The 19,267-nt window shown below is 70.7% G+C and carries 19 protein-coding genes; 6 read left to right on the top strand and 13 right to left on the bottom strand.

Annotated elements, in window-relative coordinates:
- Positions 1-48 precede the first annotated feature (48 nt).
- On the top strand, positions 49-1,044 hold the full coding sequence (gene dhaK / locus CLV54_RS00155; protein WP_100342953.1) for a dihydroxyacetone kinase subunit DhaK: 996 nt from the start codon (positions 49-51) through the stop codon (positions 1,042-1,044).
- A 161-nt stretch (positions 1,045-1,205) separates the two neighbouring features.
- Here dhaK and CLV54_RS00160 read toward each other — a convergent pair whose 3' ends face one another.
- The 4 genes from CLV54_RS00160 to CLV54_RS00180 form a co-directional block, all read right to left on the bottom strand.
- The gene (locus CLV54_RS00160) at positions 1,206-2,204 is read right to left on the bottom strand and encodes an alpha/beta hydrolase (RefSeq protein WP_100342954.1); all 999 of its coding nucleotides are present in this window, start codon (positions 2,202-2,204) and stop codon (positions 1,206-1,208) included.
- A 293-nt stretch (positions 2,205-2,497) separates the two neighbouring features.
- Positions 2,498-3,862: an FAD-dependent oxidoreductase gene (locus CLV54_RS00170; protein WP_100342956.1), complete on the bottom strand. Its 1,365-nt coding sequence runs from the start codon at positions 3,860-3,862 to the stop codon at positions 2,498-2,500.
- Between the two features lie 51 nt (positions 3,863-3,913).
- Positions 3,914-4,990, bottom strand: coding sequence for a polyprenyl synthetase family protein (locus CLV54_RS00175; RefSeq protein ID WP_100342957.1), 1,077 nt, complete (start codon positions 4,988-4,990; stop codon positions 3,914-3,916).
- Positions 4,991-5,013: 23 nt separating this feature from the next.
- A complete protein-coding gene (locus CLV54_RS00180; RefSeq protein ID WP_157802738.1) occupies positions 5,014-5,727 on the bottom strand; it encodes a demethylmenaquinone methyltransferase in 714 nt (237 codons plus the stop codon).
- 219 nt (positions 5,728-5,946) lie between these two features.
- On the opposite strand from CLV54_RS00180, the gene CLV54_RS00185 reads away from it, so the two are divergent.
- Complete coding sequence (locus tag CLV54_RS00185) at positions 5,947-7,236, top strand: isochorismate synthase (protein WP_245861178.1); 1,290 nt, start codon at positions 5,947-5,949, stop codon at positions 7,234-7,236.
- 78 nt (positions 7,237-7,314) lie between these two features.
- Here CLV54_RS00185 and CLV54_RS00190 read toward each other — a convergent pair whose 3' ends face one another.
- From CLV54_RS00190 to CLV54_RS00200, 3 genes are read right to left on the bottom strand one after another with little or no spacing between them, the layout of a single operon-like run.
- Complete coding sequence (locus tag CLV54_RS00190) at positions 7,315-7,728, bottom strand: hypothetical protein (protein ID WP_100342959.1); 414 nt, start codon at positions 7,726-7,728, stop codon at positions 7,315-7,317.
- Between the two features lie 33 nt (positions 7,729-7,761).
- On the bottom strand, positions 7,762-9,534 hold the full coding sequence (gene menD, locus CLV54_RS00195; protein ID WP_100342960.1) for a 2-succinyl-5-enolpyruvyl-6-hydroxy-3-cyclohexene-1-carboxylic-acid synthase: 1,773 nt from the start codon (positions 9,532-9,534) through the stop codon (positions 7,762-7,764).
- Complete coding sequence (locus tag CLV54_RS00200; RefSeq protein WP_100342961.1) at positions 9,527-9,901, bottom strand: PLD nuclease N-terminal domain-containing protein; 375 nt, start codon at positions 9,899-9,901, stop codon at positions 9,527-9,529. Before CLV54_RS00200 ends, menD begins: the two co-directional genes overlap by 8 nt.
- A gap of 77 nt (positions 9,902-9,978) precedes the next feature.
- Here CLV54_RS00200 and CLV54_RS00205 point away from each other — a divergent pair, with 77 nt between their 5' ends.
- Positions 9,979-10,272 (top strand): DUF4229 domain-containing protein, encoded by a 294-nt coding sequence (locus CLV54_RS00205; protein WP_100342962.1) that lies wholly within the window; start codon positions 9,979-9,981, stop codon positions 10,270-10,272.
- A gap of 58 nt (positions 10,273-10,330) precedes the next feature.
- Here CLV54_RS00205 and CLV54_RS00210 read toward each other — a convergent pair whose 3' ends face one another.
- From CLV54_RS00210 to CLV54_RS00230, 5 genes are read right to left on the bottom strand one after another with little or no spacing between them, the layout of a single operon-like run.
- A complete protein-coding gene (locus tag CLV54_RS00210) occupies positions 10,331-11,320 on the bottom strand; it encodes a 1,4-dihydroxy-2-naphthoate polyprenyltransferase (RefSeq protein ID WP_425430252.1) in 990 nt (329 codons plus the stop codon).
- A 10-nt stretch (positions 11,321-11,330) separates the two neighbouring features.
- A complete protein-coding gene (locus CLV54_RS00215; RefSeq protein ID WP_170061928.1) occupies positions 11,331-12,527 on the bottom strand; it encodes an AMP-binding protein in 1,197 nt (398 codons plus the stop codon).
- Between the two features lie 37 nt (positions 12,528-12,564).
- Positions 12,565-13,479, bottom strand: a complete 915-nt coding sequence (locus CLV54_RS00220) for a 1,4-dihydroxy-2-naphthoyl-CoA synthase (protein WP_100342964.1) — start codon at positions 13,477-13,479, stop codon at positions 12,565-12,567.
- A 38-nt stretch (positions 13,480-13,517) separates the two neighbouring features.
- Positions 13,518-14,171 carry a DUF4232 domain-containing protein gene (locus CLV54_RS00225; protein ID WP_100342965.1) on the bottom strand — a complete coding sequence of 218 codons (654 nt, stop codon included), beginning with the start codon at positions 14,169-14,171 and terminating at the stop codon, positions 13,518-13,520.
- Between the two features lie 9 nt (positions 14,172-14,180).
- A complete protein-coding gene (locus CLV54_RS00230; RefSeq protein ID WP_100342966.1) occupies positions 14,181-15,383 on the bottom strand; it encodes an ROK family transcriptional regulator in 1,203 nt (400 codons plus the stop codon).
- A 176-nt stretch (positions 15,384-15,559) separates the two neighbouring features.
- On the opposite strand from CLV54_RS00230, the gene CLV54_RS00235 reads away from it, so the two are divergent.
- From CLV54_RS00235 to CLV54_RS00245, 3 genes are all read left to right on the top strand, one after another.
- Positions 15,560-16,060 (top strand): hypothetical protein, encoded by a 501-nt coding sequence (locus CLV54_RS00235; protein ID WP_100342967.1) that lies wholly within the window; start codon positions 15,560-15,562, stop codon positions 16,058-16,060.
- A gap of 85 nt (positions 16,061-16,145) precedes the next feature.
- Positions 16,146-17,120 carry an o-succinylbenzoate synthase gene (locus tag CLV54_RS00240; protein WP_100342968.1) on the top strand — a complete coding sequence of 325 codons (975 nt, stop codon included), beginning with the start codon at positions 16,146-16,148 and terminating at the stop codon, positions 17,118-17,120.
- A gap of 208 nt (positions 17,121-17,328) precedes the next feature.
- Positions 17,329-18,153 carry an alpha/beta fold hydrolase gene (locus tag CLV54_RS00245; protein ID WP_100343589.1) on the top strand — a complete coding sequence of 275 codons (825 nt, stop codon included), beginning with the start codon at positions 17,329-17,331 and terminating at the stop codon, positions 18,151-18,153.
- Positions 18,154-18,242: 89 nt separating this feature from the next.
- Here CLV54_RS00245 and ccsB read toward each other — a convergent pair whose 3' ends face one another.
- Positions 18,243-19,250 carry a c-type cytochrome biogenesis protein CcsB gene (ccsB, locus tag CLV54_RS00250; RefSeq protein WP_100343590.1) on the bottom strand — a complete coding sequence of 336 codons (1,008 nt, stop codon included), beginning with the start codon at positions 19,248-19,250 and terminating at the stop codon, positions 18,243-18,245.
- Positions 19,251-19,267 lie beyond the last annotated feature (17 nt).

Raw genomic sequence — 19,267 nt, forward strand, 5'->3', positions numbered from 1 at the left:
CAGCCCGATACGAAGCAGACACATCACAAGCAGACGGAGAGTACGACCATGAAGAAGTTCATCAACGATCCCAAGCAGTTCGTTCCCGAGATGCTCAAGGGGATCGCCCTCGCGAACCCGGACACCCTGCGCTACGTTTCCGAGTACAACCTCATCCACCGCGCCGACGCACCGCGCGCCGACAAGGTGACGATCATCCAGGGCTCCGGCTCTGGCCACGAGCCCGCCCACGTGATGACGGTCGGCCCCGGGATGCTCGACGGCGCGTGCCCGGGTGACGTGTTCGCCGCCCCGCCCCTCGACTACGTCTACGAGACGACGAAGCTGCTCGCCTCGCCGAAGGGCGTGCTGCTGCTCGTGAACAACTACACGGGCGACCGCATGGCTTTCGACATGGCGCAGGAGATGGCCGTCGCCGACGGCATCACCGTCAAGACCCTGTTCATCGACGACGACGTCTCGGTACAGGACTCGACCTACACGATCGGCCGCCGCGGCGTCGCGGGCAACTTCTTCGTGATGAAGGCCGTGGGCGCGGCCGCGGAGGCGGGCGCCGACCTCGACGAGGTCATCCGCATCGGCGAGAAGGTCAACTCGGTCACCCGCACGATGGGTATCGCGCTCACGGCCTGCACTCCCCCGGCGAAGGGCTCCCCGCTCTTCGAGCTGGGCGACGACGAGATCGAGATCGGCGTGGGCATCCACGGCGAGCCGGGCCGCCGACGCGCGAAGTGGATGCCGGCCGACGAGATCGTCGACGAGCTGCTCGGCGCCATCCTGCCCGACCTGCCGTACCAGGAGGGCGACCGCGTCGCCCTGATGATCAACGGTCTGGGCGGCACGCCCATCAGCGAGCTCTACCTGCTCTACGGCATCGCGCACGAGCGCCTCGCCGACCGCGGCATCACGGTCGGGCGCAGCTACGTGGGCGAGTACTGCACCTCGCTCGACATGGCGGGCGCCTCGCTCACCCTCGTCAAGCTCGACGACGAGATCGAGTCGCTGCTCGCCGCGCCCGCCGAGGTGGCCGTGCGGGTCTTCTGACGCCGCATCCCGCCCCACCCTTCCACCGACCCATCCCGAATGCAGGAGTTCACGCGGTCAGGGCCGCCTTCGGCCCGAGCCTCTCGGCGTGTCGCGCCCGAGCTCCTGCATTCGGGGTGCCGGGATCGCCCGCCGCTGAGGGCGGGTGCGATCGACACCGCTCAGAGGTACCCGCGCAGCCACCGCGTCATCTGCGCGTAGGCCTCCTCGCGCACGGGCTCGATCGAGAGCATGATGTCGTGCAGAGCGCCGTCGAGGCGCACGACGCTCACCGTGGGCCCGAGTCGCACCGTGCGCTCGGCGATGTCGTCGACGTTGAGCACGATGTCGGCCGACATCATCGCGGGCGTCCAGCGCGGCAGCAGCACCGAGCGGGCCGAGAGCATCGTGAGCACGGGGGCGTCGATGCCCAGGCCGTCGGCGACCCGCGCATGACCGGCGAGGATGGCGCTCAGCCAGGCCGGATGCGTCGGAAACCCCTGCACCGGCCGCCACTGGCCGTTGTACTCCCAGCTGCCGTCGAACTCCTTCGACACCGACCGGGTGTAGAAGCCGAGGTCGACGGTCGGCAGCGGGGCGAGCGGCGCCACCCTCGCCTGCAGCCCGATGAGCGGCGCGAGCGCCTGCCTGCCCACCTGCCGCGCCTGGAACTCGAGCCACGGGCTGTTGAGGACCAGACCGGCGACGGCCCCCGGATGACGCGCTGCCCAGAGGCTCAGCGTGAGTCCGCCCGTCGAGTGGCCCATGAGCACCAGGGGTCTGGCCGAGCCCGCGCGCCGGCCCATGGCGGCGAGCGCGGCATCCAGGTCTTCGTCGTAGACGGCGAGGTCGGTCACGTAGCCGGGGGTCTGGTTGGCACGCAGGCTGCGGCCGTACTTGCGCAGGTCGAGGGCGAAGAACCGCGCGCCCATCCGATGCCAGAAGGCGGCGAGGTGGCTCTGGAAGAAGTAGTCGGACCAGCCGTGCACGTAGAGCACGTCAGCGCCGGCGGCGGGGCCGGTCACGATGCCGAGACCGCGTGCGAGCCCGCCGGAGAAGCGGCGCGGCACGTAGCGCACGAGCGTCGCGACGACCTCGCCCTCGTCGTCCGGTGCGAGCGGCAGCGTGAGCTGCTCGAAGCCGGGGCCGAGCACGTCGGGTCTCCACACCGGGTCGCTCATTCCCCAACCCTAGCGATCGCCCGCGGGAATGGGCCGAGGCCAGGCGGATCGAGCCGGGGTACCGCCCCCCCCCCCCCCCCCCCCCCCCCACGAGCGGGTCGGCGGTCAGCACACTCCCACTCCCACTCCCACTCCCACTCGCACTCCCACTCCCACTCAAAACGACGGAGATCCGCCCGAAAACCGGCCTGAAACGGGAGAAACGGGCCTCAGCGGGCGAAATCTCCGTCGTTTTGAGTAAGCAAGGCCGTTACACAGGCCGGAAGCAGGCGAACCGCGGAGGCCGGAGCGCGTCAGTCGGCGTCGGTGCGGGAGATGCGCACCATCTCGTCGCGGGGCACGACCTTGATGCGCACTCGGCCCTCGGGCTCGCCGAGGGCGAGCTCGTGCTGGTCGAGACGGTGCCAGCCGTCGAGGTCGGTGTACTCGACGCCACGCGACTGCAGCAGCTCGACGACGCTCTCCTCCGACGGCGAGGAGGGCGACCACCAGTTCGCCTGGTCGTTGATGATATGGCGGACCGTCTCCATCGCATCCGACTTCGTGTGGCCGATGAGGCCCACGGGTCCGCGTTTGATCCAGCCGGTCGCGTAGACCCCGAACATCTGCTCGTTGTCGTCGCCGTGCAGCACCTGACCCTCATGGTTCGGGATGACGCCGTGCCGCACGTCGAAGGGCACACCGGGCAGCTCCGAGCCGAAGTACCCGACCGCGCGGTAGATCGCCTGGATCGGGATCTCGCGGATCTCGCCCGTGCCCACGACGCCGCCCTCGGCATCCGGCGCGGTGCGCTCGTAGCGGAGGGCGCTCACCCGGCCGTTCCCGTCGCCCACGATCTCGAGCGGCTTGGCGTAGAAGTGCAGGTGCAGGCGGCGGCTCGCGGAGCCGATCTCGCGGGTGCGCCACTGCTGCAGCACCCGGTCGATGACCATGACCTGCTTGTTGCTCGCGATCGCCGCCCTCGCCGCCTCGTCGTAGTCGAAGTCCTCGTCGTAGAGCACCATGTCGACGTCGTTCAGCTCGCCGAGCTCGCGCAGCTCGAGCGGGGTGAACTTGACCTGGGCGGGCCCGCGGCGGCCGAAGACGTGCACGTCGGTCACGGGCGAGGCTTTGAGGCCCTCGTAGACGTTCGCGGGGATCTCGGTGGGCAGCAGGTCGTCGGCATGCTTGGCGAGCATCCGCGACACGTCGAGGGCCACGTTGCCGTTGCCGATGACAGCGACCGACTGCGCCTCGAGCGGCCAGGTGCGCGGAACGTCGGGGTGGCCGTCGAACCAGCTCACGAACTCGGCGGCGCCGTAGGAGCCGTCGAGCCCCACGCCCGGGATGTCGAGATCGGCGTCGCGCACCGCCCCCGTCGCGAAGATGACGGCGTGGTAGTGGCGTTTGAGGTCGTCGAGGGTGATGTCGCTGCCGAAGCTCACGTTGCCGAAGATGCGGATGTCGCCGCGGTCGAGCACCTCGCGCAGGGCCGTGACGATGCCCTTGATGCGCGGGTGGTCGGGTGCGACGCCGTAGCGCACGAGCCCGTACGGAGCCGGGAGCTGCTCGAAGAGGTCGATCGAGACGTCGAAGCTCCTCTCCGACTTGAGCAGGATGTCGGCGGCATAGATGCCGGCGGGGCCTGCACCGACGATGGCCAGCCTGAGCTTGGTCATACGGGGTTCCTTTCAGGGAGCCCGCCGGGTGGGCGGGCACGCGTTCTGTCGCTAGCTGGAGCGCTCGACGATCGTGTCGGCGAAACGCGAGAGCGCCTTCTTGACCGAGCCGTCCGGGATCGGCTCGAGGGCCGCGACGGCGTCGCGCGCCCAGCGGTGGGCCTCGTCGAAGGTCTCGCGGGTGACCTCGTGGTCGCGCAGCTCGGCGATCGCCTCGTCGAGGTCGAGCGGGTCGGCGTCGTCGTCGCGATCGACGGAGACGTGGCTCTCGATCCGGGCGAGGAGGGCCGCGGAGGAGGCGTCCGTGAGCGCCCGCTGCCGGAGCTTGAGCAGCGGCAGGGTGACGACGCCGGCGCGGATGTCGGTTCCCGACGTCTTGCCGGTCTCCTCGGTTCGCGCGGAGAGGTCGAGCACGTCGTCGATGAGCTGGAAGGCGATGCCGACGCGTTCGCCGAAGTCGACGACCGCCTGCTCGAACTCCGCGGGAGCATGGGAGAAGACGATTCCGGCCTGCCCGGCTGTCGCGATGAGCGAGCCGGTCTTGTCGGCGAGCACCGCGAGATAGTGGGCGATCGCGTCGTCGCCCGGCTGCGGGCCGACGGTCTCGTGCAGCTGGCCGAGCACCAGGCGCTCGAAGGTGTTCGCCTGCAGGCGGATGGCGCGCTCGCCGAGCGCCGCCATGATCTGGCTCGCCCGGGCGAAGAGCAGGTCACCCGTGAGGATCGCGACCGAGTTGCCCCACACCGTCTGGGCGCTGGGCACCCCACGGCGGCGCTCCGCCTCGTCCATCACGTCGTCGTGGTAGAGCGAGCCGAGGTGGGTGATCTCGATGGCAGCGGCGGCCTGCACGACCTCGGGCAGGCCGCCCTCGCCGAGCTGGGCGGTGAGCAGGGTCAGCATGGGGCGCACGCGTTTGCCGCCGGCATCCAGCAGATAGCGGCCCGTGACGTCGGCGATGCTGTCGGCGAACCGCACCTCCTGCAGCAGGGTCGACTCGACGCGGGCCAGGCCGTCGTCGACGGCGCGGGCCATGCCGCGGTCTTCGGCAGACGAGAAGACGCGCTCGCTCAGCCCCAACTGCGACGTCAGCGACGAGCCACGACGGACCACGGGAACGCTCGGTTTCACTCTCTCAGCCTAACGATCGATGATCAGCCGACCGGGAGGCCGGGTTTGACGCCACGGTGCAGGGCCACGATGCCCGCCGTGAGGTTGCGGTACGCCACGCTCGTGAAGCCCGCGTCGCGGATCCACGAGCTGAGCGTCGGCTGGTCGGGCCAGGCCTCGATGGACTCGGCCAGGTAGCCGTAGGCGGCGTCGTTGGAGCTCGCGAAGCGCACGAGGGCCGGCATGACGACACGGAGGTAGGCGCCGTACGCGCTGCGGATGAGGGGCACCGGAGGTGTGGAGAACTCGCAGACGACGAGGCGCCCGCCAGGCCTCGTGACGCGGAAGAACTCGGAGAGCGCCTGCTGCGGGTCGGCGACGTTGCGCAGCCCGAAGGAGATCGTGACGGCGTCGAACTCGTCGTCGCCGAACGGCAGGGCCATGGCGTCGGCCTGCACGAACTCGACGTTCGGAACGTGCGCCTGGCGCGTGCGGCCGACGGCGATCATGCCCGGCGAGAAGTCGGCGGCCACGACGGCGGCGCCGCTGCGTGCGAAGGCCGCGCTCGAGGTGCCCGTGCCGGCCGCGACATCCAGGACCCGCTCGCCCGGCTGCGGGTCGACGGCCCGTGTGGTCGCCACACGCCAGAGGATGTCGTTGCCCGCGGAGAGCACCGTGTTGGTGCGGTCGTAGTGGGTCGACACCTCGTCGAACATGGCCGCGACTTCGTCGGGGCGTTTGCTGAGGTCGGCCTTCACCGTACTAGTTTACGGGCGCGCGGCCACCCCACCCCTTCCATACCCAAAACGACGGAGATTCCATGCAGAACAGCAGTTTTGGAGCCCAAAGCCCCCTCCTGAGCGAAAAGTTCCGTCGTTTTGAGTCGGATGCGGGGACGCGGGGCGGAGGGGAGGCGGGAAGGGCCGGGCGTCCGCCGGGCACAGAGCGCACCCAGCGGACGGGCGTATTGTGAAGAGGTGAGCACAACCGCTGCGCCCGTTCGGGCGTTGACCGTCGAGACCACTCCGGTCGACGACATCCGCCACCTCATCCCGCTCCTCGATTCGAGCGAGCCGCTCCTGTGGATGCGCAAAGGCGAAGGGCTCGCCGGCATCGGCGAGTCGATCCGGCTCGAGTTCTCCGGGCCCGACCGCATGGCCCAGGCCGCAGAGGCCTGGCGCCTCCTGGCCTCCGCCGCCACCGTCACCGACCCGATCGGCCGGCCCGGCACGGGGCTCGTCGCTTTCGGAACCTTCACCTTCTCGGCGCACAGCGGCCTCACGAGCGTGCTCATCGTTCCCCGCACGATCGTCGGGCGGCGAGGCGGCATCAGCTGGATCACCCGCGTGCAGGCGAACGACGGGCTCGATTCATCCGCTCTCGCCGGGGCGTCGGTGACGGCGAGCGCCGTCGCGGGCAGGATGCCGCAGGCCACCCCCTTCGGCTCCGAATACCGCATCTCGCTGCTGCCCGGCGCCATGGGCAAGGCCGACTACAGCACGGCCGTCGCGACCGCCGTGGAGCGCATCGGCAGGGGCGAGCTCGAGAAGGTCGTGCTCGCCCGCGACCTCGTCGGCCACCTGCCCCTCGAGTCCGACCGCCGCAGACCCCTCGTCGAGCTGGCCCTCGGCTACCCCGACTGCTGGACCTACGCCGTCGACGGCTTTATGGGCTCGAGCCCCGAGACACTCGTGCGCGTCGACCACGGCACCGTGAGCGCGCGCGTGCTCGCCGGCACGATCTCGCGCGGCGGCGACGCCGAGGCCGACCACGACTCGGCGGTCGCGCTCGCCACGAGCTCGAAAGACCGCGACGAGCACCAGTTCGCCGTGCAGAGCGTGCTCGCGGCGCTCAGCCCGCACAGCTCACGGCTCGTGACGAGCGAGATGCCGTTCACGCTCAAACTGCCCAACCTGTGGCACCTGGCGACGGATGTCGAGGGCACACTGAGCGACGGATCGACGTCGCTCGACCTCATCGCCGCCCTGCACCCGACGGCCGCGGTCGCCGGAACCCCCACGGCCTCGGCCCTCGCCCTCATCGACGAGCTCGAGCCCTTCGATCGCGGACGCTACGCCGGGCCGGTCGGCTGGGTCGGCGCAGACGGCGACGGCGAGTGGGCGGTCGCCCTGCGCTGCGCCCAGGTGTCGCCCGCCGGCGACATCACCGCCTATGCGGGTGCCGGCATCGTCGCAGACTCCGACCCCGAGCGCGAGCTCGCCGAGACGCGTATGAAGTTCCGCCCCGTCGTCGAGGCCTTCGGCTGAGCCGATTCCTCCTCGCAAAGATGATCAGAGGGCCCGTTCGGTCTAACCGGACGGGCCCTCTGACGGTCCTGGTGAGGATCAGGCTGCGGGAGAATGGCGAATCGTGTGCCGTGAGTTGAAGGCCCAGGCCAGACCGACGGCTAGACCGAGTATGCAGACGACCAGTGCGACGGAAGCCCAGACCGGCGAACCGGTCATCATCGAGGCGGTGCTTCCCGCTAGCCCGATCACGAGCGCTGACCCATAAACAGCCCCCGATGCCACCTGCCCGATCGGGGCGAGGATCCCGTTGCCTCTCGGCTGGATCGCTCGGGGAATCGTGGCGAACGCCGCCGCGAGCGCGACGAACGCGGCAGTCGGTGACACGATCGGCACTCCGGCCGATTCCAGTACCGAGGCGACAAGGACCGCCGCCACAAGAGCCACCCCGGCGAGGACCCCCGCCCTGCTCGATGGGAAGAACGGCCGCGGCTGCTTCGGGATAGTCGACATGATCCCCTCCTCGCCTCTGTGAGAAGCGCGGGGTCAGCGGGGCAGCGGGATCTCGAGGATCGACGGACCCGTGAGCGGCGTCGTGAGCGCCTGGTCGAGCTCGGTGCGGGTCGTGGCGCGGGTGTGCGACCAGCCGTACGCCGTGGCGAGGGCCGCGACATCCACCGACTGGGGCGTGTAGAGCACACGGTCGAAACGGTCCGCCGCCGCCGAGGCCGCAACCTCGAGGGTGTCGAAGATCGTGCCGCCGCCGTCGTTGCCGACGATGAGCTGGATGCGCGGCCGTGTCTCGGCACTCGGCAGCAGCAGCGAGCCGACGTCGTGCAGCAGCGCGAGGTCGCCGAGCAGCACCCGGGTCGCGCCGGTCGAGGCGGGGGCCGCGCCGTTCACGACCTCCTGGCTCGCGAGCGCGATGCCGAGCGCCGTGGCGACGGTTCCGTCGATGCCCGCGAGACCGCGATTGGCGTGCACGACGACGCGTTTGCCGGCAGCCACGCGGTCGAGCTCGCGCACGAGCCTCGACGCGCCCAGGACGAGCCGGTCGTGCGGCCAGGTGACCCGCCACACCGCCTCGACGAGCATGCGCCGGGTGATCGGCTGCCGCATGATCGCGAGCTCCTCGCGGGCGAAGTCGCGACGGTCGGAGATCTTCGCCGAGCGGGATGCCGCGACATCCGGTGCGTCGAGGCTCTCACCGGCATCGACCACACGCCGGCTCGCCGTCACCCAGGATCCCAGCCAGGCGCGCTGCTCGGCCGAGAGGCTGTGCGGATCGTCGGCGAGCGGCTGACCCTCCTCGTCGACGGCGAGCACCGAGCGGGCGACCGTGTGCACCCGATGGCCCGGGTTGTACCACTCCTCGCCCGTCGGCGACACGACGATCGTCTCGACCCCGGGCGTCTGCACGAGCGCGGGCACCTCGCGGCTGAGCGTCGGATGCCCGAACACGATCGCGCGCTGCACCCGGCCGCCGAAGTCGGCGTCGGCGAGCAGCTCGCGGTAGGCGACGACGGTGTTGGGCCCGAAGCGGGAGCCGCTCGACACCTCGGCGAGAAGCGGCCAGCCGCCGGCGAGCGCGAACTCCTGCGCCTGCGGGCCGGCCGCGTGACCGGCGATCACGACGGTGCGCGGGCCGCGACGCACGGGGAAGGTCTCGTGCGGGGGCAGCTGCGGGCGGGGAGCCACCTCTGCGGGAGCGTCGAGGGCGACCGAGCTGCGGGCCGCCGAGAGCGGCTCGCGGAAGGCGAGGTTCAGTTGCACGGGGCCCGGATCGGCCGAGAGGGTGCCGCACGCGGCATCCATCGCCCGGTCGACGAGCCGGTCGGCGCGCGTGTCGTCAGCGCCCGTCTCGCCGGCGTGTTCCGTGCCGCCACCCGGTGCCTCGACGTCGACCGAGAGGCGCACGGCCGGCCCGAAGATGCCGGGCTGCACGGTCGTCTGGTTCGAGCGGATGCCGCGCAGCTCGGCGGGCCGGTCGGCCGTCAGCAGGATGAGCGGAACCCGCGAATGGCTCGCCTCGAGCACCGCGGGGTGCAGGTTGGCGACCGCCGTGCCGCTCGTCGTGATCATCAGGGCGGGCATGCCGCTCTCGACCGCGAGCCCCAGGGCGAGGAAGGCCGCAGAGCGCTCGTCGATGCGCACGTGCAGGCTGATCGCGCCCACGGCCTCGAGCTCGGCGCACGCGAGCGCGAGCGCCTGCGAGCGTGAGCCCGGGCTCAGCACGACATGGCGCACCCCGCGGCCCACGAAGGCGAGCAGGAGCCGCGCGGCGAACTCGGTTGCAGGGCTGGTCTGCGGCTCAGGCATCCCGTCGTCCGGGCGGGTCGGCCTCGCCCGGGCGGCCGTCGGGCGGCGTCTGCCCGTCGTCGAGCTCCGAGAGCTCCTGTTCGAGCTTGCGGATGCGCTCGTCTTGGTCGGGGTCTTTGATGAGGCCCTTGAGGAAGTCGGGGTCGTCGTCGGGCGCAATCGACCGCGCACGCAGCTGGGACTTGCGGCCACGACCGACGAAGAACCAGAGGATACCGCCGATGACCGGCAGAAGAAGGATGATGAGAATCCACACGCCACGGGGAAGCCCACGCACGCGCGCACGGTCGAGCATCACACAATCTACGACTGCGTAGATGATGAAGGCGGCGGCCACGAGGACCAGCCCGAACAATGCTCGTGCCATGCACCAATGGTAGTCCGCGAGTCTGGGAGAAACGGCCATCCAGCGCAGCTCCAGTCGCACGATCGTAGACTTGTGCCGTGAAGTCCATTCCGGCCTGGCTCGTCTACACGCTCCTGCGAGTGCTGGCGTTCGCCGCGCCGCTCGCGATCCTTCTGGTCTTCGGGGTCATCCCCTGGATCGCCACGGTCATCGCGGCGATCGTCGGCCTCTGCGTCTCGTACATCTTCTTGCGCAAACCGCTCAACGCGGCATCCCTGCAGCTCTACGAGGCGAGACACCGCGAGCACCACAGCGCGAGCGACGACGACGACGCAGACGAGGATGCAGAAGTCGACCGCGTCGCGAGCTCCGACCCCGAGGCAAGGGCCTGAGCCGCACCGTCGTTCTGGGCGGCCTCGCTCGCCGAGACGGCGAACTCTGCCGTGAGCCTCAGATCGCGGAGTAGGGCACCACGAGCCCGAAGGCGAGCAGCACACTGTAGGCGAGCGCCGTGAAGCTCGCGAGCTTGAGAGCGAGGATGAGCTCCTTGGGCGTCTTGGCCGTGATCGCGATGACGCACGCGGGGAGCGACAGCAGCAGGGCGAAGAAGACCGCGTAGACGGGCGGGTAGAAGAGCGCCAGGAACGCGGCGATCACGTAGGGCAGCAGCATGAGGATGCAGAAGACGACCCGCGACGCCGTGCGCCCGATGAGCACCGCGAGGGTCCTCTTGCCGGCGGCCCGGTCGGTGTCGATGTCGCGCAGGTTGTTGACCATCAGGATGGCGCAGGCGAGAAGACCACCCGCGACGCCGCCGAGCCAGCCCTCGAGGTTGACCGTCCCGGCCTGCACGAAGGTCGTTCCCGCCGTCGCGACGATGCCGAAGAAGACGAAGACGAAGAGCTCGCCGAAGCCGTAGTACCCGTATGGCCGTTTGCCGCCCGTGTAGAACCAGGCGGCCGCGATCGCGACGGCGCCCACCACGAGCAGCCAGTAGTAGCCGCTGATCAGCACGATCGCCAGGCCCGCCACGGCGGCGAGGGCGAAGAAGGCGATGGCGACGCTCAGCACGGTGCGCGGCCGGGCGGCACCCGAACCGGTCAGTCGCGCCGGCCCGACCCGGTGGTCGTCGGTGCCGCGCACGCCGTCCGAGTAGTCGTTGGAGTAGTTGACGCCGATCTGCAGCGCGAGGGCGACGACGAGGCAGAGGATCGCGAGCGCGAGGTCGAAGCCGTCGAGCAGGTAGGCGGCGCTCGAGCCGACGACGACGGGGCCGACCGCGAGGGTCAGGGTGCGCACGCGCGCCCCCGAGATCCAGTCGGCCGCGCTCGCCGGCTTCACGGCCTTCGCGGGCGTCTTCCCGGGCGCACCACGCCGCCGCAGCTCCTTCGCGGGGTCGAGTCGCTGGGCTTTCGGTCTACCGGGGGTTCGTGCTGCCACGGGTGCGATTCTAAGCCCGGATGCCGGGGCCGGACTCCTCGGCGGCTATGCGCGTGATCGCAATCCGGTCGGGTTTTCCCGAGGCGAGCACGGGCAGCCGCTCCACGATCACGATGCTCCGGGGTGCGGCGGCGCGGCCCAGGGCCCCGGCGACGACGGCACGGAGCTCCGCTATGCCGGGGAGCCCCCGCACGCTCCCCTCCGCGACGACGACGGGCGCCTGGCCCCATTCGGGGTCGTCCGCGGCCACGACCACCGCGTCGCCGAGGCCGTCGAGCGAGCGCACTCGGCGCTCGACCGCGTCGAGCGACACCTTCTCCCCTCCCGAGACGATCACGTTGTCGGCGCGGCCGAGCACGGTGAGCGTCTCACCGTCGAGAACGCCGAGGTCGCCCGTGCGATACCAGCGTTCGCCGTGGTCGTCGCGGAAGGCGGCATCCGTTCGCTCGGGGTCGGCGAGGTAGCCCTCGGCCAGCACCGAGCCTCCGAGCTCGACGAGCCCGTCGACGAGACGCACCCGGGTGTTGCCGATCGGCCGGCCGTCGTAGACGCAGCCGCCGCAGGTCTCACTCGAGCCGTAGGTGAGGCGGATGCCGAAGCCGAGCCCCCGCGCCCGTGCGACGAGCTCGGGGCGCACGGCCTGCCCGCCCACGAGTATGCCGTCGAAGCGGCGCATCGCGGCGAGCACCTCCGCGTCGCCTTCGGCCGCGTCGACGAGTCGGGCGAGCTGCACGGGCACGAGGGAGGTGAAGCGGCGCTCCTCGCTCAGGGCGCGCGCGCTGCGGGCGAACTCGGCCGGGTCGAAGTGGCCGGCGGGGTGCAGCACGGGCTCGGTCTGCGCGGCGATCGAGCGCACGAGAACCTGCGCGCCGGCGACGTAGTGGGCGGGCAGGGCGAGGAGCCACTGACCGCCGCCGCCGAGGGCCGAGGTCGAGGCGGCGGCGCTCGCGAGCAGCGCGTCGGTGCTGAGCATCACGCGTTTGGGCACGCCCGTCGAGCCCGAGGTCTCGATGACGAGGGCGACGGTGCGGGGCACGGGGCCGAGCGACGTCCCCGTGTCGACCTCCTCGGAGGCGTCGCCACCGGGCGAGGCCTGGGCGCCGGCCGCGCGAGGGAGCACGGCCGCCCCCTCGCCGCTCAGGGCGTCCCGCAGCGCGCCGAGCACACGTGCCGGCTCCTCGGCCCCGACCACGCGCAGCTCTCTCATACAGCGCTCACCCGCCCGCGAGCCGGCATCGTCATGCTCAGTAGTGCCAGGGGTAGGGCGACCAGTCGGGATCGCGCTTCTCGAGGAAGGAGTCCCGCCCCTCGACGGCCTCGTCGGTGCCGTAGGCGAGGCGCGTGGCCTCGCCCGCGAACACCTGCTGTCCCACGAGCCCGTCGTCGACGGCGTTGAATGCGAATTTGAGCATACGAATCGCTGTGGGCGACTTCGTGAGGATCGTGCGCGCCCAGTCGAGGGCGGTCGGCTCGAGCAGGGCGTGCGGGACGACGGCGTTCACCGCACCCATCTCGTACGCCCGCCGAGCGCTGTACTCCCGGGCCAGGAAGAACACCTCGCGGGCGTTCTTCTGGCCGATCTGCCGGGCGAAGTACGCGCTGCCGTAGCCGGCGTCGAAGGATCCGACATCCGCATCGGTCTGCTTGAAGCGGCCGTGCTCCTCGCTCGCGATCGTGAGGTCGCAGACGACGTGGAGCGAGTGGCCGCCGCCGGCCGCCCAGCCGGGCACGACAGCGATGACGACCTTCGGCATAAAGCGGATGAGGCGCTGCACCTCGAGGATGTGCAGGCGACCGGTGCGCGCGGCGTCGGCCGGGGCATCCGGGCCGCCCTGATCCTCGTACCGGTAACCGTCACGACCGCGGATGCGCTGGTCGCCCCCGCTGCAGAAGGCCCAGCCTCCGTCTGTGGGGCTCGGCCCGTTGCCCGTGAGCAGAACGACCCCGATGCGCGGGTTCTGCCGGGCGTCGTCGAGAGCCGCGTAGAGCTCGTCGACGGTGTGCGGGCGGAAGGCGTTGCGCACCTCGGGCCGGTTGAATGCCACGCGGGCTATACGACCGGAGAGATCGTGGTGATAGGTCACATCGCTGAGTTCGCCGAACCCCGGTGCGACCCGCCACTCGGAGGGATCGAAGATGTCTGAGACGTCGGAGACCATACCGCCAGCCTACGCGGCCTCGCCCGGCCCGCGCGGGGTCAGGGGGTGGCCGGCTGCGGGGTCAGCGAGCCTGCCGAGAAGATCGTGACGTCGGAGTCGCAGCCCTCGATGGCGTTGGGGGTGCCGACCTCGGCGGGCGTGCCGTCGGAGTGCGGCGGGTTCACGAGCAGGTTCGACACGGGCACGATCGGGCAGTCGTGGGCCCCGGCCTCGGTGAGGTGCAGCAGGCTGTAGGCGCTTCCCCCGACGGGCAGCATGACCGTTCCGGAGTCCTGCACGAAGTCGGGGTCGGCCGGGTTGCCCGCCGGCTGGCCGGTCTCGGCGTTGACCATCACGACGGTCGGGTTGCCCTCGAGCGTGCAGGGCTGCGAGCCGTTGTTCGTGAATACGAGGTTCCAGTAGAACTGGCCGGCGCCGCTGTCGTCGGGCCGGCTCTCGAGCGAGTAGCCGAGCTCGTCGTCGTGGCAGGCGCCTTCGCCGTCGGGGATGTCGGGGCTCGCAGCCGTCGAGGTCGGCGTCGCGGTCGACGTCGGCGTCGCGGTCGACGTCGCCGTCGCCGTCGCACTGGAGCTGTCGCTCGGCGTGGGGCTCGGCGCGGCACCGGAGGCGCAGGCGCTCAGCAGTGCGAGCGCGACCGCGGCGACAGACAGGGGCAGGATGACGCGGCGCACGGCTCGCGGAGTCTCGACCATGCGGTCAGCTTAGGGCTCGGCGAGCACCATCGCGTCGATACTCACCGGCGACAGCACGTGTTCGATCGCGAGCATGCTCGCGCCGATGAGACCGGCGTTGCCCGCCGCGCGGGACTGCACGATCATCAGGTGCTCCGTCGCGAGCGGCATCGACCTCGAGTAGACGACCTCGCGCACTCCGGCGATGAGATGCTCCCCCGCCTGGGCCATCGAGCCGCCGATCGCGATCACCTGGGGGTTGATGAGGCTCACGCAGGTGGCGAGCACCTCCCCGATGTCGCGGCCGGCCTGGCGCACGGCCTGGATCGCCGCGATGTCGCCGCGCTTGACGAGCGCCACGACATCCCGCCCGGTCTGCACCTCCACGCCGCTCGCGCGCAGCTCCCGTGCCACGGCGGGGCCGCTCGCGATCGCCTCGAGGCAGCCCTGGTTGCCGCAGTGGCAGGCGATGCCGGCGCCGCGCTGCACGAAGACGTGACCGAGGTCACCCGCGATCCCCTGGGCGCCGCGCTGCAGGCTTCCCCCCGAGATGACCCCCGAGCCGATCCCGGTCGCGACCTTGACGAAGATGAAGTGCTCGACGCCGGGCCACGAGTGCGCGGCCTCGCCGAGGGCCATGAGGTTCACGTCGTTGTCGACGAGCACGGGGACCTGCAGGTGCTGCTGCACCCAGCCGGGAACGTCGAAGCCGTCCCAGCCGGGCATGATCGGCGGGTTCGTGGGCCGCCCCGTGCTGTGCGCGACCGGCCCCGGCAGGCCGATGCCGATGGCGGCGAGATCGCGGATGTCGCGGCCGGCCGAGCTCAACAGCTCGCGCCCCGACTCCACGAGCCAGCCGAGCACGGCCTCGGGCCCCGCGGCGATGTCGAGCGGATCCTGGTGCTCGGCGAGGATCGCGCCGTTGAGGTCGCTGACGCCCACGGTCGCGTGCGTCGCGCCCAGGTCGGCGGCGAGGACGACGCGGGCGGAGGGGTTGAACGCGAACTGGGAGGAGGGCCGCCCCCCGGTCGAGATCGCGTCGCCGACGGGGGCGACGAGGCCGAGCGAGATGAGGCCGTCGACCCGCGAGGCGATCGTCGAGCGCGCCAAGCCCGTCGCCGTCGCGAGCTCGGCGCGTGTACGCGGCTGGCCGTCTCGAAGGAGCTGGAACAGCCCGCTCACACCGGAGACCCCGGTGCCGACGGCGGCCGACGCTCGGGTCGTATCCACCATGCGGCTTAGTAAAGCACATGCTTTCGTGGATCGGCGAACAGAAGTATCTCGATTGATGCATCACTTTTGACGAAGCACTTACAAAAGTCGTCGCATCCGTGTCACAATATCTCGCGACGACGAGGTCACCGCAGTCCGCACTCGTCGCACATCCGCACACGTCACGGAGGAACGGCATGAGGCAACTGCTCGACGTCAGCGCGTGGGTCTGGCGCGCGCCGACCGCACCCACCGAACTGAACGAACTGGATCAGCACGCGGCGTCCATGGGCTTCCGCAGTCATCGCATCGGCGATGACAGCACGGGCACCGCCTACATCGTGCGCATCATCTCGGCCGAGTCGGCCACCCCCGTCTACGCCCACACCCCCACCGTCGCCCACTCGGTCATCACCGAGTCGGTCGTCTCGAGCGGCGTCGCACCTCTGCGAGACAACCTCGCCACCGCCGTCACCCGTTTTCTCTCGGCGCGCGACTCCGCCTCGGGGCACAGCAACGACATCCTCATCGACTCGGCCCAGGTGGTCGTGCGCCGCGCCAGCGCGCGGGAGGCCCTGCAGGCGGCCTTCCGGCACGTGACCACCCAGCGGGCGGCGATGCTCGACGAGCCCCTGCCCATCACGAGCGACGTCGAGTGGGTGGAGGAGTCCCCCCGGCTAGAGCTCGTCGCCAGCTGACCCTCTATCCCGCGAGTAGACGCGAATCGGGGGTGTTCGCATCCAAACACCCCCGATTCGCGTCTACTCGCGACAGACTGGGGAGGTGAAGCCGAAACTCGATGAGCTGGTGGCCACCGCACGGGTGGTCTCGCTCCCTCTGTCCACCCGGTTTCGCGGGATCGACACCCGCGAGGCGCTCCTCCTGGAGGGGCCGCTCGGCGCGACCGAGTTCTCGCCCTTCCTCGAGTACGGCGACGAGGAGGCGGCCTCCTGGCTCGCCGCGGCCATCGACTTCGGCTGGCGCGAGACTCCCCCGCTGCTGCGCGACACGATCCCCGTCAACGCCACGGTGCCCGCCGTCGCTCCGAGCGCCGTCGCCGCGGTCCTGGCCCGTTTCCCCGGATGCCGCACCGCCAAGGTCAAGGTCGCCGAGCCCGGTCAGAGCCTCGCCGACGACATCGCCCGCGTGCAGGAGGTGCGCCGGATCCTGGGGCCGGAGGGCCGCATCCGCCTCGACGCGAACGGGCTGTGGAACGTCGACGAGGCCGAGCACGCCATCCACGCCCTCGCCGACTGTGATCTCGAGTACGTCGAGCAGCCGTGCGCGACCGTCGAGGAGCTCGCCGAGATCCGCACGCGCACGAAGTACATGGGCATCCCGATCGCCGCCGACGAGAGCGTGCGCAAGGCCGCGGACCCGCTCGCCGTCGCCCGGGCGGGGGCGGCCGACATCCTCGTCGTCAAGGCGCAGCCGCTCGGCGGCATCCACGCGGCCCTCGCCATCGTGCGCGAGGCGGGCCTGCCGGTCGTCGTCTCGAGCGCTATCGACACCTCGGTGGGCATCGCCATGGGAGCCCACCTCGCCGCGGCCGTTCCGAGCCTCGACTTCGACTGCGGCCTCGGCACCATCTCCCTGCTGGCGGCGGATGTCGCGACACAGCCTCTCGCCCCGGTCGACGGCCGCATCCCCGTGCGCCGCCCCGAGCTCGACCCGGGGGCGCTGCGCCGTCACGCGGCATCCCCCGAGCGCACCGCCTGGTGGCTCGAGCGGCTCTCGCGCGTCTACGACCTGCTCTGAACCCTGGCCGCCCCGTGAGCACGGGTGCGACCGATCCGCTCCCCGTCGCTCGCACGATGTTCACCTGCCGGAGCGAAAAACTCCGATCGCCCCTCTCGACGCGGGGCTATTCTGAGACCGAGCGCTCCGGGCGATGGCTGCTCATGCCGGCTGCCGATCCGAGGCACACGGTATGAGAGATCAGCACGAGTGGAACGGAGTGAAAGACATGAGCACGATCACCACCACCGATGGCACCGAGATCTACTACAAAGACTGGGGGTCGGGGCAGCCCATCGTGTTCAGTCACGGCTGGCCGCTCTCAGCAGACGACTGGGACGGGCAGATGCTGTTCTTCCTGAGCCAGGGCTATCGCGTCATCGCTCACGATCGGCGCGGACACGGGCGTTCGGCCCAGACCTCGGACGGCCACGACATGGACCACTACGCCGCCGACCTGGCCGCGCTCACGGAGCACCTCGACCTGCACGACGCCATCCACGTCGGTCATTCGACGGGAGGCGGGGAGGTCGCCCACTACATCGGACAGTACGGCGAGGATCGGGTCGCACGCGCGGTTCTCATCAGCGCGGTGCCCCCGATCATGGTCCAGACCGAGAACAACCCGGGCGGTCTGCCGAAGAGCGTCTTCGACGACCTCCAGGCACAGCTCGCCGCCAACCGATCGAATTTCTACCGGGCGCTGCCGTCCGGGCCCTTCTACGGCTACAACCGCCCCGGGGTGGAGGCCTCCGAGGCGATCATCCAGAACTGGTGGCGGCAGGGCATGATGGGCGGGGCCAAAGCCCACTACGACGGAATCGTCGCCTTCTCGCAGACCGACTTCACCGACGACCTGAAGAAGATCTCCGTGCCCGTGCTCGTTATGCACGGCGAAGACGACCAGATCGTGCCGTATGCCGACGCGGGCCCGCTGTCAGCGAAGCTCGTGCAGAACGGCACGCTCATCAGCTACCCCGACTTTCCCCACGGGATGCCGACCACCCAGGCCGACACGATCAACGCCGACCTCCTGGAGTGGCTGCGATCCTGACGGATCGACGCCCACGAGGCGTCACGCGTTCAACTGCGCTCCGAGGTCATCGTGAGGCCCGGGGCTCGGAGCCCCGTGCGACTCGGGGCTCAGAGCCCCGAGTAGGCGTGCAGGCCCTTGAAGAAGACGTTGACGATCGTGAAGTTGAACATCACGGCCGAGAAGCCGATGATCGCGAGCCAGGCCGAGCGCGAGCCGCGCCATCCGCGGGTCGCCCGCGCGTGGATGTAGCCGGCGTAGATCGTCCAGATGATGAAGGTCCAGACCTCTTTCGTGTCCCAGCCCCAGTAGCGGCCCCAGGCGCTCTCGGCCCAGATCGCGCCGGCGATGAGGGTGAAGGTCCAGAAGATGAAGCCGATGATGATGACGCGGTAGGCGAGGTTCTCGAGCGTCTGCGAGCTGGGCAGGGTCGCGAGGAAGCGCAGGCGCGTGGCCTTCGCCTCGGCCACGAGGGACTCCCGGCGGTTCTGCAGCAGCTGCGCCACCGAGAGCGCGAAGCCGAGCCCCAGGAAGGCGGTGCCGAGGCTCGCGACGAAGACGTGGATGACGAGCCAGTACGACTGCAGCGCAGGCGGCAGGGGCGCGACGGCGACGTAGAAGTTTGTGGCGGCGAGGCCGAGCAGCAGCAGCACGAGCCCGGTCACGAAGGTTCCGAGGAAGCGCACGTCGATGCGCGTGATGACCACGAGGAACACGGCCACGATGAGCAGCGTGCCCATCATCGCGAACTCGTACATGTTCGCCCACGGCACCCGCCCGGCGGCGATGCCGCGCGACACGACGGCCGCGAGCTGCAGCAGCCAGGCCACGACGGTCAGGGCGACGCCCACCCGCAGGCTGGGCGAGCGGCCGTAGGGCCGGCTCGCGTCGTTGGCGATGCGCGCCGAGATGCGCGAGACCGTGCGCGCCGTGCCGGAGACCCCGGCCGAGCCCGAAGCGGATGCCGCGGCATCCGCCCTCGCCGACGCCGTCGCCAGCGCACCCACCCGCACCGGCTCGACCGTCGTCTGCTCGGCGAGAGCCGGCGCCGACACGGCCGAGGAGCGCCGGGCGAGGTCGATCGCGAAGGCGATGAAGGCGAGCGCGTACACGGCCATGGCCGTGTACAGGCTCA

It is taken from the genome of Compostimonas suwonensis, from assembly GCF_002797855.1.
Lineage (GTDB): Bacteria > Actinomycetota > Actinomycetes > Actinomycetales > Microbacteriaceae > Compostimonas > Compostimonas suwonensis.